Annotated in this window: 16 protein-coding genes and 1 pseudogene; all 17 read right to left on the bottom strand. The window is 37.8% G+C overall.

What is annotated here, in order from left to right:
- Window positions 1–246: 246 nt before the first annotated feature.
- Window positions 247–1,731 (bottom strand): lysine--tRNA ligase, encoded by a 1,485-nt coding sequence (gene lysS, locus DIS06_RS18430; protein ID WP_110114704.1) that lies wholly within the window; start codon window positions 1,729–1,731, stop codon window positions 247–249.
- Between the two features lie 121 nt (window positions 1,732–1,852).
- Complete coding sequence (gene dusB, locus DIS06_RS18425) at window positions 1,853–2,854, bottom strand: tRNA dihydrouridine synthase DusB (RefSeq protein ID WP_110114702.1); 1,002 nt, start codon at window positions 2,852–2,854, stop codon at window positions 1,853–1,855.
- Window positions 2,855–2,880: 26 nt separating this feature from the next.
- Window positions 2,881–3,099: a helix-turn-helix domain-containing protein gene (locus DIS06_RS18420; RefSeq protein ID WP_110114701.1), complete on the bottom strand. Its 219-nt coding sequence runs from the start codon at window positions 3,097–3,099 to the stop codon at window positions 2,881–2,883.
- Window positions 3,051–3,578, bottom strand: a complete 528-nt coding sequence (gene folK / locus DIS06_RS18415; protein ID WP_110114700.1) for a 2-amino-4-hydroxy-6-hydroxymethyldihydropteridine diphosphokinase — start codon at window positions 3,576–3,578, stop codon at window positions 3,051–3,053. Before folK ends, DIS06_RS18420 begins: the two co-directional genes overlap by 49 nt.
- Window positions 3,579–3,938, bottom strand: a complete 360-nt coding sequence (gene folB, locus DIS06_RS18410; protein ID WP_110114699.1) for a dihydroneopterin aldolase — start codon at window positions 3,936–3,938, stop codon at window positions 3,579–3,581.
- A gap of 1 nt (window position 3,939) precedes the next feature.
- Window positions 3,940–4,788, bottom strand: coding sequence for a dihydropteroate synthase (gene folP, locus DIS06_RS18405; protein WP_110114698.1), 849 nt, complete (start codon window positions 4,786–4,788; stop codon window positions 3,940–3,942).
- 6 nt (window positions 4,789–4,794) lie between these two features.
- Window positions 4,795–5,663, bottom strand: a pseudogene (gene pabC / locus DIS06_RS18400) (aminodeoxychorismate lyase); the annotation flags it as partial.
- A gap of 2 nt (window positions 5,664–5,665) precedes the next feature.
- Window positions 5,666–6,247 (bottom strand): aminodeoxychorismate/anthranilate synthase component II, encoded by a 582-nt coding sequence (gene pabA / locus DIS06_RS18395; protein ID WP_110114696.1) that lies wholly within the window; start codon window positions 6,245–6,247, stop codon window positions 5,666–5,668.
- Window positions 6,244–7,665 (bottom strand): anthranilate synthase component I, encoded by a 1,422-nt coding sequence (gene trpE / locus DIS06_RS18390; RefSeq protein WP_110114695.1) that lies wholly within the window; start codon window positions 7,663–7,665, stop codon window positions 6,244–6,246. Before trpE ends, pabA begins: the two co-directional genes overlap by 4 nt.
- A 142-nt stretch (window positions 7,666–7,807) precedes the next feature.
- A complete protein-coding gene (cysK, locus tag DIS06_RS18385; protein WP_110114694.1) occupies window positions 7,808–8,749 on the bottom strand; it encodes a cysteine synthase A in 942 nt (313 codons plus the stop codon).
- A gap of 162 nt (window positions 8,750–8,911) precedes the next feature.
- Entirely contained in the window at window positions 8,912–9,790 is an 879-nt protein-coding gene (gene hslO / locus DIS06_RS18380) for an Hsp33 family molecular chaperone HslO (RefSeq protein WP_110114693.1), read from the bottom strand.
- Window positions 9,791–9,828: 38 nt separating this feature from the next.
- Window positions 9,829–10,602 carry a type III pantothenate kinase gene (locus DIS06_RS18375; protein ID WP_110114703.1) on the bottom strand — a complete coding sequence of 258 codons (774 nt, stop codon included), beginning with the start codon at window positions 10,600–10,602 and terminating at the stop codon, window positions 9,829–9,831.
- A 136-nt stretch (window positions 10,603–10,738) separates the two neighbouring features.
- Window positions 10,739–12,673, bottom strand: coding sequence for an ATP-dependent zinc metalloprotease FtsH (gene ftsH / locus DIS06_RS18370; protein WP_110114692.1), 1,935 nt, complete (start codon window positions 12,671–12,673; stop codon window positions 10,739–10,741).
- 90 nt (window positions 12,674–12,763) lie between these two features.
- Entirely contained in the window at window positions 12,764–13,303 is a 540-nt protein-coding gene (hpt, locus tag DIS06_RS18365) for a hypoxanthine phosphoribosyltransferase (protein ID WP_110114691.1), read from the bottom strand.
- 28 nt (window positions 13,304–13,331) lie between these two features.
- On the bottom strand, window positions 13,332–14,711 hold the full coding sequence (gene tilS, locus DIS06_RS18360) for a tRNA lysidine(34) synthetase TilS (RefSeq protein ID WP_110114690.1): 1,380 nt from the start codon (window positions 14,709–14,711) through the stop codon (window positions 13,332–13,334).
- A 107-nt stretch (window positions 14,712–14,818) separates the two neighbouring features.
- A complete protein-coding gene (locus DIS06_RS18355) occupies window positions 14,819–15,787 on the bottom strand; it encodes a protein kinase domain-containing protein (protein ID WP_110114689.1) in 969 nt (322 codons plus the stop codon).
- A complete protein-coding gene (locus tag DIS06_RS18350; protein WP_110114688.1) occupies window positions 15,759–16,493 on the bottom strand; it encodes a vWA domain-containing protein in 735 nt (244 codons plus the stop codon). The genes DIS06_RS18355 and DIS06_RS18350 overlap by 29 nt, the downstream gene beginning before the upstream one ends.
- Window positions 16,494–16,534: the final 41 nt, after the last annotated feature.

Raw genomic sequence — 16,534 nt, 5'->3', positions numbered from 1 at the left:
GCTCAGAAGCGACTTTACTATCATACCAAGTTATCAACTTCATGTCAACAACTTTTTAAAACTTATTTTTCGTTGTCATTTTGTTTTCCTGACAACGAATATTAATATATCAAATGTTTTTATCAAAGGCAAGCAATTTAGAAAATGTTGTAATATTCTAATTTCCCCTCTTTATAATAACATTTATAGCTTCTTAATCTGTTGTCTATAAATATAAAAAGAAGAGCTGATAAACAGCTCTTCTTTTTAACGGTGACGCATTTGCGGGAATAATAACACGTCGCGAATTGACGGTGAATTTGTTAGTAACATCACTAGACGGTCAATACCAATACCTAAACCACCTGTTGGAGGCATACCGTATTCAAGTGCTTCAATAAAGTCATCGTCCATTTCATGCGCTTCATCGTTACCTTGTTCTTTCTCTTTTAATTGTGCTTCAAATCGTTCACGCTGATCAATGGGATCATTTAATTCTGTGAATGCATTAGCATGTTCACGAGCTACAATAAATAATTCAAAGCGATCTGTAAAACGAGGATCCTCTGCATTCTTTTTGGCTAAAGGTGAAATCTCAACTGGATGTCCATAGATGAATGTAGGTTGAATAAGTTTCTCTTCAACTTTTTGTTCAAAGAATTCATTTACAATATGACCATATTGCATGTGCTCATTAATTTCTACATTATGCTCCTTAGCTAACGCTCTAGCTTCTTCTACAGATGTTTCTTTCCAGAAATCTACACCTGTATATTCTTTAATTGCATCAACCATGTGAAGTCTTGTCCACTCTGGAGATAAATCAATTTCCTGATCACCATATTGAACTTTTGTTGTACCTAATACTTCTTGGGCAATATGAGCAATCAAGTTTTCAGTTAAACTCATAATATCTTTATAGTCTGCATACGCTTCGTAAAGTTCAATCATTGTAAATTCAGGATTATGGCGTGTTGAAACACCTTCGTTACGGAAGACACGACCAATTTCATATACTTTTTCTAAACCACCAACGATAAGACGTTTTAAGTGTAGTTCAATCGCAATACGCATGTATAACGTCATATCTAAGGCATTGTGATGAGTAATAAACGGACGAGCAGATGCCCCACCAGCAATTGAGTGCATCATTGGTGTTTCTACTTCTAAATACCCGTTGTTATCTAAGTAACGACGCATCGATTGAATGATTTTACTTCTTAAGATAAATGTTTGCTTGCTTTCTGGGTTTGTAATTAAGTCTAAGTAACGTTGGCGATAACGCTGTTCTACATCTTTTAAACCATGATACTTATCTGGTAACGGTCTAAGAGCTTTTGTAAGTAACGTAAATTCTTGTACCTTAATTGAAAGCTCTCCTACTTTTGTTTTAAAAAGAACACCTTGAACCCCTACAAGATCTCCAATATCAGCCGTATTGAAAATATCATAAGCGTCTTCACCGATAGCATCTTTTCTTACATATAACTGAATTTGTCCTGTTAAATCTTGAACATGTGCAAATCCAGCTTTCCCTTTACCACGCTTTGTCATAATACGACCTGCTAATGATACAGGAATTTCTTGTCCATCTAGTTCTTCTTTTTCAATTTCATTGTATTGATCAAATAATTCTTGTGATGTATGTGTGCGTTCAAATCTTGTACCAAAAGGGTCCATACCGCTTTCTCGAAGTTTGTTCATCTTTTCTCTACGCACGAGAAGTTGGTCATTTAATTCTTCGTGATTCATCATCTACTCATCTCCATGAATTTATAATAAAGTGGCTTTCCAAACAGAAAAAAATGCCAGTTTATCACTGGCAATGTATCCTCTTCTTTAGAGGTATTATAAAATTACTCGTTTCTTTATGTCAAATCGCTTGAACGTCATTTGCTTCTTTTGCTTCTACTTCTTCTACCAGATTATCAAGTAGAACGGCTAAATCTTGACGCGTATTGCATTCGTTAACGGCGTTGCGAGCTTTTGCGTTTCCACGCACACCTTTTAGATACCAGGCTGCGTGCTTTCTCATTTCACGCACCGCTACGTTTTCACCTTTTAATTCAATTAAGCGATCTAAGTGTAGCTTACATACATCCATCTTTTCGCGAACCGAAGGCTCACCTATTAACTCACCTGTTTCAAGGTATTTAACTGTTCGGTAAATCATCCAAGGGTTTCCTAATGCTGCACGACCAATCATAACACCATCAGCACCCGTTTCTTCGAGCATGCGTTTAGCATCTTGTGGCGTTTGCACGTCACCATTACCAATAACGGGAATAGATACAGATTGTTTTACTTGTTTAATAATATCCCAATCTGCGTGCCCTTCATACATTTGCACACGAGTTCGACCGTGAAGAGCTACAGCTTTTCCACCAGCACGTTCAACAGCTTGAGCATTCTCAATTGCAAAGATATGATCTTCGTCCCAACCAGTACGCATTTTAACGGTTACAGGCTTATCTACAACGTCAACAACCGCTGAAACCATTTCATAAATTTTATTTGGATCCAATAACCATTTAGCACCGGCATCACACTTTGTTATTTTCGGTACCGGACACCCCATATTAATATCAATAATATCAGCCGTGGTATTTTTATCTACAAACTTAGCCGCTTCGACGAGTGTTTCTTTTTTTCCACCGAAGATTTGTAAGCTAAGCGGCTTTTCTCGTTCATCAATATAGAGCATCCCCATTGTTTTAGCATTATTATATAAAATAGCTTTATCACTAACCATTTCAGCACACACTAAACCAGCACCAAATTCTTTTACCGTTAAACGAAAAGCAGAGTTACATACCCCTGCCATCGGCGCTAAAACAACGGGATTTTTCATTGTAATATCTCCAATTTTCAACAATGTAAAATTCTCCTTTGTTTAGTAACTTATCTATTTTGCACCTCTTTAGGTGTTAATTCTTGAACACTAATTTGTAATGAATCCGCAACTTGTTGCAGCAAATTTTCATCAGGAACTCGATTACCACGTTCAATCTCTCCCAAAAGCGATACAGAAACCCCTAAAGTTTTCGCGAAATTTTCTTGTGTATATCCTTTCAACTTTCGAAAAGCGCGAATACGTCTTCCCCATTTTTCCGCTTCCATACAGTTACCCCTTCTCGATCTTCTAATTTATCTATTAAAGTCCGTACTTTTTGAGGAGAGTTAGGAATAGAAAGCGCTGGATTTAATTCACAGAGCGGAACCATCACAAAAGCTCTCTCTAACATTCTAGGATGTGGAACTTTTAGTCTTTCTGTTTCAATATTTTCTTGGTTATACAACAAAATGTCAAGGTCTAAAGTTCGAGGTCCCCACTTTATTTCCCTTTTCCTTCCAGAATCTAACTCAATTTGTTGCAAAACTGAAAGTAAATCTAAAGGAGATAATGACGTTTTTACTTCAATAGCCATATTTAAGAAACTTTCTTGGTCAGTATAACCGATAGGCTCTGTTTCATAGATAGAGGATACGTTTGTTACGTTTATAGTGGGGTGTTTTGCTAACGATTCAACCCCAAACTTTAAATGTTGTAGGCGATTTTCAATGTTTGAACCCAACGCCACATATGAGATGTTTTTCATTTAACGACTCCTTGTTATCTCGACTGCAACCGAGTCATAATGTCCTCGAATGGGTGGATCGGGTTTATAAACCTTTACTGTACAAGACTGGATAAGCAAATAACCCGAAAGGACTTCTTTTGCGATACATTCTGCAATGGATTCCACTAACTTGAATGTTTTACCTTCTACAATCGTTTGACAGATGTTATATAAGTCTGCATAACTAACGGTTTGGGTAAGGTCGTCTGTTTCACCAGCTTTTTGTAGATCTAGCTTTACTGTTAGATCAACATTAAAACGCTGACCTAGCTTATTTTCTTCTGCAAATACACCATGATAACCATAGAACTTCATATTATGAACAAAAATTTTATCGATATTAAGCCTCTCCCTTCCCTACAAGCACATCCATCATTTTAGCAAATCGAGCAATTCCTAATACATCATGAACCCGCGTAATATGAATACCTTTTGAAATCCCCATACCCACAGTCGCAGCCGTTCCTTCCATACGTTCACTAGGAGGTAGGTCGAGTACTTTTCCAATCATTGACTTTCTAGATGTACCTAGTAAAAGGGGGTAACCTAGTGTTGAGAATTGCTCTAAGTTTCTCATCACTTCCAAGTTTTCACGCATCCCCTTGGCAAAGCCAATGCCTGGATCAAGAATAATTTGGCGATCTTCAACGCCTGCTCGCTTTACAATATCAATGCTTTCGTATAAATCACTAATCATATCAGGAATTAAATCATGATAATCACGTTGTTCTCTATTATGCATCAAAATAATGGGAACACCATAAGTAGCAGCAACTTCTGCCATCTCAGGGTCAGCTTTTGCCCCCCATACATCATTAATGATATGAGCCCCAGCTTCAATGGACTGCTTTGCAACTTCCGCTTTATACGTATCAACCGAAATAGGTACCTCTACATGCTGGGATAACGCACGAACGACAGGAATGACCCTTGCTAACTCTTCCTCTTTCGAAACTTTTTCAGCACCGGGTCTCGTGGACTCTCCTCCCACATCAATGATATGAGCTCCGTGTTCAACCATTTGATGTGCATGAGCAACTGCTTGATCCACTTGATTGTATTTCCCACCGTCTGAAAATGAATCTGGCGTCGTGTTTAAAATCCCCATAATTAACGTTTGATTTTTATAATCTAATGTGTACTTCCCACACTCAATAATTTGATGATTTACTAAAGACTTTACTGTCATAGATGCCAAGTCTCCTCTTCTAACTGTTCTCGACTCCATAAAGATTGCGTAGCTCGCTTATAGAGTTGTTGTAATGTATAGGTTAACGTTCCTGTCCCTGTTTTAAACGATACTTCTCCAATATTCTTGATAGCAAAAATTTCTTGAATAGAATTTGTCATAAACATTTCATCACTCGTTAACAAGTCTTTCACCGAAAACAACCCTTCTTCTACTTCCATGTGCTGTTTTTCTAACATACGTAAAATGAATTGACGTGTAATTCCATTTAAAATACCTGTCTCTGTAGAAGGCGTATAGACTTTATTTCCCTTTACAAAAAAGAGATTAGACACCACACCTTCTGCAACATATCCTTCTTTTGTGAGAAAGATTCCTTCTTTCCCCATATCACTGCCAACTTCTCGTTTGGCAATCACGTTGTTTAAATAATGGTGAGACTTTAATCGTTCATTTCCTTCAGGCGAATTTCTTCTTGTTTCAAGAAGAACCCCCTCTTTTATAAAAAGGGGGGGCGTAGAAGGCATAGGCTTTAGATAAAAAATAGTCGATGGCTGCTCATAATGTTCTACTTGTAAACCAATTTCACCGACACCTGCAGAAACGTTTAAGCGTACATATGCATTTTTTAACTCGTTTTTTTTCAACAGTTTTTTGATAATATCTAAAACCTCTTCTTTAGAGTAGGACCAGTGAATACACAAAGCTTCTAAACCTTTGCGTAATCGCTCTAAATGGTCATCTAATAGAAACGGGTGACCATTGTATATACGAAATGTTTCAAAAAGCCCTAGTCCATACATATATCCATGGTCAAAAGGTGAGATAACGGCTTCTGTCTGTAAGACGACCTCACCATTGATATATATATACATCCTTACACTTCTTTCTTTTGATAAGTTTCAATGAAATTCTGCAACATTTCTCTTCCAAATGAAGTCATAATAGACTCTGGATGAAATTGCACACCTTCAATTGGTAACGTTTTATGTCTAAGGGCCATAATTTCACCTTCTTCTGTCCAAGCTGAAACTTCTAAACAATCAGGTAATGACTCTTTTTCTACAATTAATGAATGATAACGTGTCGCGACAAGCGGATTCTCTAGTCCATTGAATACAGTCTTACCATCATGATGAATATCAGATGTTTTTCCATGCATAAGTCGCTCTGCACGAATGACTTTACCGCCGAACACTTGGCCAATCGATTGGTGCCCTAAACAAACACCAAAAATCGGAATCTTTCCAGCAAAGTGAGCAATAGCAGCTAAACTAATCCCCGCTTCATTTGGACTACAAGGACCTGGCGAAATCATTAATACGTCTGGATTTAACTCTTCAATTTCATCGAGCGTAATTTCATCATTTCGCTTTACAACTAACTCTTGCCCTAACTCACCTAAATATTGTACTAAATTAAATGTAAATGAATCATAATTATCAATCATTAAAATCATCTCTTCTCACCCTCACTCAGCTCTTTTTCACTCGACTCTTTTGCTTTCCATAAAGCAGCAGCTTTCTTTAGCGATTCTTTGTATTCATGCTTTGGATTCGAATCAATAACCACTCCCGCTCCAGCTTGAACATATGCGTGTCCATCTTTAACGAGCATTGTGCGAATGGCAATGTTCAACTCTAAATCTCCATTAAAGCCAATCCAACCAATTGAACCCGTATAAATTCCTCTCCTTACAGGCTCTAACTCTTCAATGATTTCCATTGTTCTAACTTTGGGTGCTCCTGTAATTGTACCACCTGGAAAGACAGCATCAACAATATCAACAAAATCTTTACCTTTTGCTAATGTACCTTTAACGTTAGATACGATATGCATAACGTGGGAGTATTTCTCAATGACCATAAACTCATCAACATGAACACTTCCATATTGAGCAACTCTCCCAAGATCATTGCGCTCTAAATCAACTAACATAACATGCTCAGCTCGTTCTTTTTCACTCTCAATTAACTCATTTGCTAATGCAAGATCTTCTTCTTCTGTTTTACCACGCGATCTCGTCCCAGCAATTGGACGTGTACTAATTTCTTCTCCTGATTTTTTAATTAGTAACTCAGGAGAACAACTTACAATGTGAAACTCATCCGTTTGCATGTAAGACATGTAAGGAGAAGGATTAATCTCTCTTAGTTTTTCATAGATATGCATAGGATGGGTCTGTAATGGCTGTGATTGTCTAACCGATAAATTCACTTGAAAAACATCACCTTGGGCAATATAGTGATGAATTTTATTTACAGCATCTGCAAAGTAGTCTTCTGACATAAATACATTAGCCGAATCCACACGTTTAGATGCAGGTTCATATTGTAATTGATCTGATTCACTACTCAGCCAGCTTTCTTTATACTGTTGAATACGCTCTTTCGCTTGTTCTTCGTGACCAACGACGTCATTTGTCATAATCCATAACTTTTCTTGAACGTGGTCATAAACAAACACATCACGAAATACAAGAAAGTAGACATCCGGTAGCTTAAGGTCATTTTCTGCACACTGAGGTAAATGTTCTACGTACCGAATATAGTCATAACTAATATAACCAATTGCTCCACCTTGGAAAGGCGGTAACTCGGAATTGCTTGATGTTTCATACTTTTTCATCCACTCTCTCATTGAGTGAAGTGGATTCCCCTTTATTATAGACACATGACCTTGTTCTACAATTTGCAGCTCTCCATTTTCACCTTTTAAAGTCGCAATAGGAGCTAAGCCCATAATATGAAACCTTCCTCCACGACCACTTTCAAGGAGAATATGATTAGGCTCTTGTACTGATAACTGCTGATATGTTTGAAACCACTTATCTTTAGGAATAAAAATGGGTTCTCCCCAAGTCATTCTTTGTTGCATTTCGTCACTCTCCTAAAAACAAATCACCTACTAGTTATTTTACATGATTTACGTTTTTTATTCACTAAAGTAAGAAAAAAACAAGCCTGCCTCAGCAGGAGTTCTAGATACTCCTGTTGAGACAGACCACAAAATGTTTAGGTTATTTTTGCGCTTGTTGCTCTTCGAATTGATAAAGTGGTGTACTTAAGTAACGCTCACCGTTACTTGGGATAATAGCAAGTACTTTTTTCCCTTTTCCTAGTTGTTTGGCTACCTTCAACGCTGCCGCAATGGCTGCACCAGAAGAAATACCGCCTAGCAATCCTTCTGTCTTCGCTACTTTTCTTGCATATTCGAATGCTTCTTCATTTTTTATTGCAACAACACCATCATAGATTTGTGTATTTAAAATATCTGGAACAAAGTTCGCTCCGATTCCTTGAATTTTATGTGGACCCGGCTGACCACCGCTTAGAATTGGAGAATCTGCTGGTTCAACTGCATAAAGCTTAATGTTAGGATACGCTTCTTTTAAAACTTCACCCGCTCCTGTAATTGTTCCACCTGTTCCTACACCTGCGACGAATGCATCTAGTTGATCACCCATTTGCTCCACAATCTCTTTACCTGTTGTGTTACGGTGAACTTTTGGGTTTGATTCATTTTGAAATTGCTGAGGCATAAAGTAACCATGTTCCTTCGATAACTCTGTTGCTTTATTTACAGCACCTTTCATCCCTTCTGGACCTGGGGTTAGTACTAACTCCGCTCCATAAGCTCTTAATAAGTTGCGGCGTTCTAAACTCATTGTCTCAGGCATTACTAGAATAGCACGATATCCTTTTGCTGCAGCTACCATCGCTAAACCAATACCTGTATTTCCACTTGTTGGTTCAATGATTGTATCTCCTGGCTTTAATGAGCCTGCTGCTTCTGCATCTTCGATCATCGCTAGCGCAATACGATCTTTCACACTACTTCCTGGGTTCATAAACTCAAGCTTTAAGTAAACATCAGCTGAACCTTCTTCTACAATGCGATTTAACTTTACAATAGGTGTTTGACCAATTAGTTCTGTAATAGAATTTGCTACACGAGCCATGATATCACTCCTAATTCCGACTATTTTTATTGAATTTGTATCAAATTTATCAATTATTTTCTAAATTGTCAATCATTTTGATTTATTATTGTTAGTTCTCTTTTACTATATGACAGGATGCCCCAAAAAATAAATAAGAGTGCGTCAATACGCACCCTTAATTTATCCTGCATTTTCTTTTAACTCTTCAAGCTCTTCTTTTGAGAATTGATATTTTTCATTACAGAAATGACATTGCGCTTCTGCTTGCTCATCTTCATCAATAATCGCTTGAATTTCGTCTTTACCTAAACTAATAAGTGCATTTGAAATTCGTTCACGTGAACATTGACAGCGAAACTCTACAGGCATTGTTTCTAACACTTTCACATTTTCCTTGCCTAAGACTTCAAATAAGACTTCTTCAGGTGTTAATCCTTTTTGAATCAATTTAGAGATTGGCTCCATCGTACTTAAGCGCTTTTCAATCGCAGAAATGGTTTCTTCACTTGCTCCAGGCATTAGCTGAATGATAAAACCACCTGCTGCTAAAATTGTATTATCAGGATTAACAAGAACACCAACCCCAACAGAAGAAGGGACTTGTTCAGATGACACAAAATAGTACGTAAAGTCTTCTCCAAGTTCTCCTGAAACAATCGGAACTTGCCCTGTAAAGTTCTCTCTCATCCCTAAATCTTTTACCACTGTTAGCATACCCGTTGTACCAACTGCTTTTGCTACATCAAGCTTTCCATGCTGATTTAAATCAAAATGAGTTTGAGGATTCGTTACGTAACCTCGTACATTCCCTTTTGCATCGCTATCTACTAAAATGGCACCAATTGGGCCGCCACCTTCGATTTTAATCGTTAGCTTATTTTCACCTTTTAGCATAGCCCCCATCATGACGCCAGCTGTCATGGCACGGCCAAGTGCGGCCGACGCTGTTGGCCACGTATAATGGCGACGCTGAGCTTCACCGACTGTACCTGTTGTTCGAACAGCATATGCTCGAACCTGACTGTCATAAGCTAAAGCTTTCACAAGATAGTCACTCATCAAAATACACACCTTTCTTACCTTCATAAATTATGTAGTTATTCTTGCTCCATATTCTTTGTGTAAATGAGCTGTAATCCTTTTAACGTTAAAAATGGATCTACGATATCAATCACATCAGATTCTTTTGCAATAAGAGTAGAAAGTCCACCTGTTGCGATAACTTTAGGTTTCACATTTGACTGCTCTTTCATTCTCGAAACAATGCCCTCTACTTGTCCTACGTAACCGTACAAAATACCAGCCTGCATTGCCGTCACTGTATTCTTCCCTACAATACTGCTTGGACGAGCAATCTCAATTCTTGGCAATTTTGAAGCTCTTGAATATAACGCCTCTGTTGAGATATTAATACCAGGAGCAATTGCACCACCCAGGTATTGCTTTTCTTCGTTAATATAACAATAAGTTGTAGCTGTACCAAAATCAACAATGATAAGAGGACTTCCATACAAATGAATCCCTGCTACGGCATTCACAATACGGTCAGCTCCCACTTCTCTAGGATTCTCATACTTAATGTTCAATCCTGTTTTGATTCCTGGTCCCACAACTAACGACTTTAAGTGAAAGTACTTTTGACACATACGCTCAAGCGAAAACATAATTGGAGGAACAACTGAAGAAATAATAATACCATGAATATCCCGAAAGGTTAGACCTACATGCTCAAGAAGCCCCTTTATAACCATTCCATACTCATCTTCTGTTTTATTTCGACTAGTTTCAATTCGCCAATGGTACTTCAATTCATCTCTATCATACACACCTAATACTGTATTCGTATTCCCGACATCCAATACAAAGATCAACATAATCACCACTCTATTTAATTTCAATAATTATACTGCCACAATCATACCACACCTATAAAGATTTCGTGCAGTTTTATAACCGTTCAATAGCGCCACAAAATAAAAAAGGTACCCTTAAACGGGTACCTTTCATTTACTCTTTATCTTTAGGTTCTTCGTTTGTTTCTTCTTTAGGTTGCTCTTCCTTTTTTGTTAAAATGTTCACTTTTACATCCTCTTCACTTGGACGTGAACGATCTGGAAGTCTACCGTAATCCACTAAATGATTAATTTGTTCTGCATCTAGTGTTTCTACTTTAAGAAGAGTTTGTGCGATGAGCTCTAATTTATCACGATTCTCTGTTAAGATCTTTGTCGCACGCTCGTAGCTTTCTTTGATAATGCGTTGAATTTCAAGATCAATTTCATGTGCAATTGCATCACTATAGTTCTGTTCGCTGTTAATATCGCGCCCTAAGAACACTTGACCTTGTTGGGCCTGACCAAATTGCATCGGTCCAAGTTTATCGCTCATACCGTATTCTGTTACCATGCGACGAGCAATACTTGTTGCACGTTGGAAGTCATTATGAGCACCTGTACTTACTTCACCAAAGATAATTTCCTCGGCAACACGGCCACCAAGTAAACCAACAATTTTATCAAGAAGCTCCGGTTTTGTCATAAAGTAGCGATCTTCTTTCGGTAACATAACCGCATAACCGCCAGCTTGACCACGTGGAACAATTGTTACCTTATGCACCATATCAGCTTCGTCTAATACAACTCCAATGATTGTGTGACCCGCTTCATGGTAAGCCACAATGTTACGCTCTTTTTGAGAGATAACACGACTTTTCTTCGCTGGACCTGCAATCACTCGATCTGTTGCTTCATCAATATCTGACATGTCTACTTTTTTCTTATTTTGACGAGCAGCTACAAGAGCAGCTTCATTCAATAAATTCTCTAAGTCAGCACCAGAGAAACCAGGTGTACGAAGAGCAATTGTGTTTAAGTTAACAGATTCATCTAATGGCTTATTGCGAGCATGCACTTTTAATACCGCTTCGCGTCCATTTACATCTGGGCGATCAACCGTAATTTGACGGTCAAAACGTCCTGGGCGTAATAACGCAGGGTCTAAAATATCTGGACGGTTTGTCGCTGCAACGATAATGATTCCTTCGTTTGCACCGAATCCATCCATCTCAACAAGTAACTGGTTTAGTGTTTGCTCACGCTCATCATGACCTCCACCAAGACCTGCTCCACGCTGACGACCTACTGCATCGATTTCATCAATAAAAATAATACAAGGTGCATTCTTTTTCGCGTTTTCAAATAAGTCACGAACACGAGATGCCCCTACACCAACAAACATCTCCACAAAGTCAGATCCACTAATTGAGAAGAATGGTACACCAGCTTCACCAGCTACCGCTCTTGCTAATAGTGTTTTACCTGTACCCGGGGGTCCTACAAGTAGAACTCCTTTTGGAATACGAGCACCTAACTCTGCAAACTTTCGAGGATCCTTTAAAAATTCCACTACTTCAACTAACTCTTGCTTTTCTTCATCAGCACCTGCTACATCCTTGAATTTCACTTTCTTCTTCTCTTCATTGTAAAGCTTTGCTTTACTCTTACCAAAGTTCATAACACGGCTACCGCCACCTTGAGCTTGGTTAAGTAAGAAGAAGAATAAGATAAAGATAATAACAAAAGGAATAATTGAAGTGAAGAACGTTACCCAACCGCTTGTTTCTTCGGCTGGTTTAATATCTACTTTTAACGCGCCACTCTCAGCAGCTGTATCAATACGCTCTAAAGCGCGATCACCATCTGCAATATAAGTAACAAACTCTTGATCTTTATCATAAGACTCTAATTTACCGCGAACTTCATATACTTGCCGCTCTGGTTTTAGTGATAAAGAAGTAATAGTACCTTTATCAAGATTTTCTACAAATGTATCGTAACTCATTGACTCTGTTTGTTGATTAGAACCACTAAAGAAGCTTACTACGCCAATGATTACTAAAAATATAAGTAAATAAAAGATGGTATTACGGAAGATCCGATTCATTCCTTACCTCCTCCCACGATAAAAACATTTTATCCAATAGTATCATAGAAAATTTATCCTATACAACAAATTGCACTTCGTACGTATTGATTAGTTACTGTATACTTCTGGCTTTAATACACCGATGTAAGGTAAATTACGATACTTCTCTTGGTAATCCAGTCCATATCCTACTACAAACGCGTCTGGAACATCGAAACCAACGTAATCTGCTTGGATAGCTGCCTTACGCCCAGATGGTTTATCTAAAAGCGTCACAATTTTGATTGATTTCGCTTTACGGTACTTAAATAGCTCTACTAAATAGCTCAGTGTTAGTCCACTATCAATGATATCTTCAATAATAAGGATGTCTCTACCTTCTACAGATGTATCTAAATCTTTAAGGATCTTTACTTCGCCTGATGAAACCATTGCGCTTCCATAGCTTGAAACATCCATAAAGTCCATCTCTAAATATGTATCAACGCGTTTTAATAGGTCAGACATAAAAGGCATAGCACCTTTTAACACACCGATAACAAGTGGAAAGCTCTCTTTGTACTCTTCTGTTAGTATTTTACCCAAATCTTTAATTTTCTCTTGTATTTCTTCTTCAGAAATCAAAATTTCTTTAATGTCTTGATTCATGTGATTACTTGCCTCCTAGAAGTTTTAGCTACTTATAGTATAAAATAACATATCTTTGATCAGAATGGTTAACCTTCTCATAAATCGATTTTTTTAAACCAGGTAACCAAATGATCTCACCAGAACTATCTTCCACAATCGGCCAAATGTCTCGTTCAGATAATGGAATTTTACAATCAATAAAAATATCCTTTACCTTTTTACGACCCTTCATGCCTTTAATTGTCATTTTATCACCTTGTCTACGTGTTCTCACAACTAAAGGACCTTGAATTTGCCCAAGTGGTAAAACAAAAGTATCGTTTTCTTGTATGTACGGCAGTTCGTTGTGTATTTCACAAATGATCTTTTTGTTAGTTGGAAGATGAACATAGCCTGGTATGTTTAATACATAGCGGTAAGGTTTTCTTTTTTCCTCTTCAAATGTGAACATACAATCATGATAGGAACGAATGACTTTTAAACCATTTGGAAAATGCAGTGTTCCTGAAGGTTGCTCACGTTCAAGCAATAACACAAGGCTATCTAAATGAGTTGAGGAAAGATTTTGAGGAATTTCTTTATAAAGATATCTTAATATTAGTTGAATCCCTCTTCTTTGTAAAGGTTTCCGCATCTCTAGAAATGCATTCCTTCGAAGAATGATTTCATTTTCTTCTTGCTTTTTCACTACTTTATTCATCGCTTCAATTGTTAATTCCTCTAAGTACTGTTGATCTTCGCTTACTTCTTCACTAAAACGCTGAATCTTCTCATGAACGGTAGGGTTTTCCTTCTTTAAAAATGGGAGCATTTCATGTCTAAATCGATTACGGGTATATCCTTTTTTAAAATTACTAGAATCAGTCCGCGGTTTCAAATCATGGTCTTTGCAATACTGCAAAATCTCTTCTTTAGTTACCGCTAAAAACGGCCGAATAATCACGCCTCTCTCAAATGGCCTTTTCGGCTTCATACCAGCATAGCCGTTCATCGTGCTTCCTCTTGTTAATCGCATTAACACCGTCTCAATTTGATCGTCTCCATGATGAGCTAGGGCCACGATGTCACTTTGATACTTTTCCATCACTTCTTCATAAAATGCATATCGACAGTGGCGTGCAGCAACTTGAGCCGATACTTGCTGTTCTCTTTGGTAGGCTCCCACATTGATTTGTTTGCCTTCAAATTGCACACCCATCTCTCTACAGTATTGTTGGACATATTCCATATCTTCCTCAGAGTCTTTCCCTCTAAACATATGGTCAACATGTGCAACAATAAGCTCTAAATCCATCTCCTCTTTCTTTTCCCACAAAAAATGAAGCAAAGCTAAAGAATCTGGACCTCCTGATACACCTATTATAATCTTTGAATGATTGGGCACGAGTTGATGCTTATGAATAAATGTATTTACTGCTTTTTCCAAAGTTAACCAATCCTTACACAGGGAGATACATTAAATGTACCATTAATTTCTCTTATACGAAAACAACTCTTATAAGTTTCACAAATTTGATGTATTTATTGAGATAATCATAAGACTTGTAAGAATAAATATAACAAATACATAAACATAACAGATACAAACAACAAGCACGTTTCTAATAAGTGCTTCTGTTTGCGCTTTACTTTTATTTTTGTTCGTGTCGAGTGTCTTTTTGTGCTGGTAGGTCTTGTTTGTTGACTAGAAGCATGTGGAGCGTTTAAACCACGAATAACTTCTTTCTTCATCTCCTCAGCAGCTGTATATTTTCCTTCCAATGCTTTTTGTATCGCTGTACGGTACGGAGATAGACATTCTTTTGATAACAATGCTTTTCTTAATTGCTCTTTTGAATGGTCTTGTTTATCAAAGCGTTTACCATGGGCTGCATGCAACATGATCATCGCGACTGCAAATAAATCATAAGACGGTTCAGCTTTACGCGCCCCCATTCCCCAGTGTGCACGATCATAAAAGTCTGTGAACTCTTTAATCGATCGACCGTGTAATGTTGTTCCACCTACATCAAGCCACCGAACGGTAATAGGATGTTCCGTTACGACTAGATTTTCTGGCTTTAGATCCCCAAATGTCCACCCCTCTTTATGCAACTCATCTAAGTTACCTAGTAGTTGAATAGCAAACACGCCAATCCATTCTGATCCTCTTTTTTTAATAAAAGATAGAAATGGTTCTCCTTTTATATACTCCATTACATAAAAGGAAACTTGGTGTTGAGATGATACTTTCCAATCATCGACATCTAATAAAGAAGGTCCAAGGACTTTTCCATGGACCTTTGAGAGGCTTTTTAATACATTTACTTCTGCACTCACAGACATACTTTGAAAGCTAAACTTTAAAGCGGCAAGGGATTGATCTTGTCTTTCGACTAAATACACAACCCCTGTTGCCCCCATACCTAGTTCTTTTAAAATTCGATATGAGTGTTGATGCCATTTACCTGTAATGGTAGTACCTGGACGAAGGTTAGAAACCAGACTCTTCAATGTATTCATCTTGTCTCAACAAACTCCTTAAAGAGCGCTTTTTATTAAAGTGGTGAACAGCTTCTTTAATGGCAGGACCTGTCGGTGTGATACCTCCTGCGGTTAACTTCGGAAAAATAGTAGATAAAGATTCTAATCTTGGATTCCAATCCATTAATTTCTCCACATCTTTCTTTTTCCCCGGAAATAAAAAGATAGAAAATAAGTTATTACCTAATCTAGCATTTAAGCTTAAAGACAAGTCTAATAATGCCTCTTTGACGGTTGGCAATTTCGTTTTCATACTTCCGCTCATATCAACTAAAATGAGAATCTCTAAATCAACAGTTTCACCTAGTTCATCAACAACCTCCATGATTTCTCCACGCTTTTCTGGTGGTAAATCATCCATCTTCACTTCTGAGCCTAAGATTTGTTGTAACTCCTTATTTATGACTCCTTGAAGCGTTTGTGTCATCGCTTGCCTTGTGACCATTTGAACTGTTTGAGAAAGCTGCTTTACATACACAACTTGGCTCACACCGCCACCAGCCATCGCAATTCCGTCAATCTCTTTCATACCCTGTTCATCTATAATATCTTCTTCCATTACTCCAATGACATTTACGGTGATACCCTGTTCTTTTGCTAGAGCAGCCATAGCTTCCGGGTCTTCACCTGTATTGGATCCACCATCTGTGATAACAAGCATTTGCTTTAACGTACCTTTTCTCACTTCAATCCCCTCCTACGTATGTTGTTAACAGCTTAGACGAG

This window comes from Bacillus sp. CGMCC 1.16541, from assembly GCF_003184905.1.
Classification (GTDB): domain Bacteria; phylum Bacillota; class Bacilli; order Bacillales; family Bacillaceae_H; genus Priestia.
Note: the sequence above shows the minus strand (reverse complement) of the source record. Positions and strands in the feature narration are given on the sequence as shown.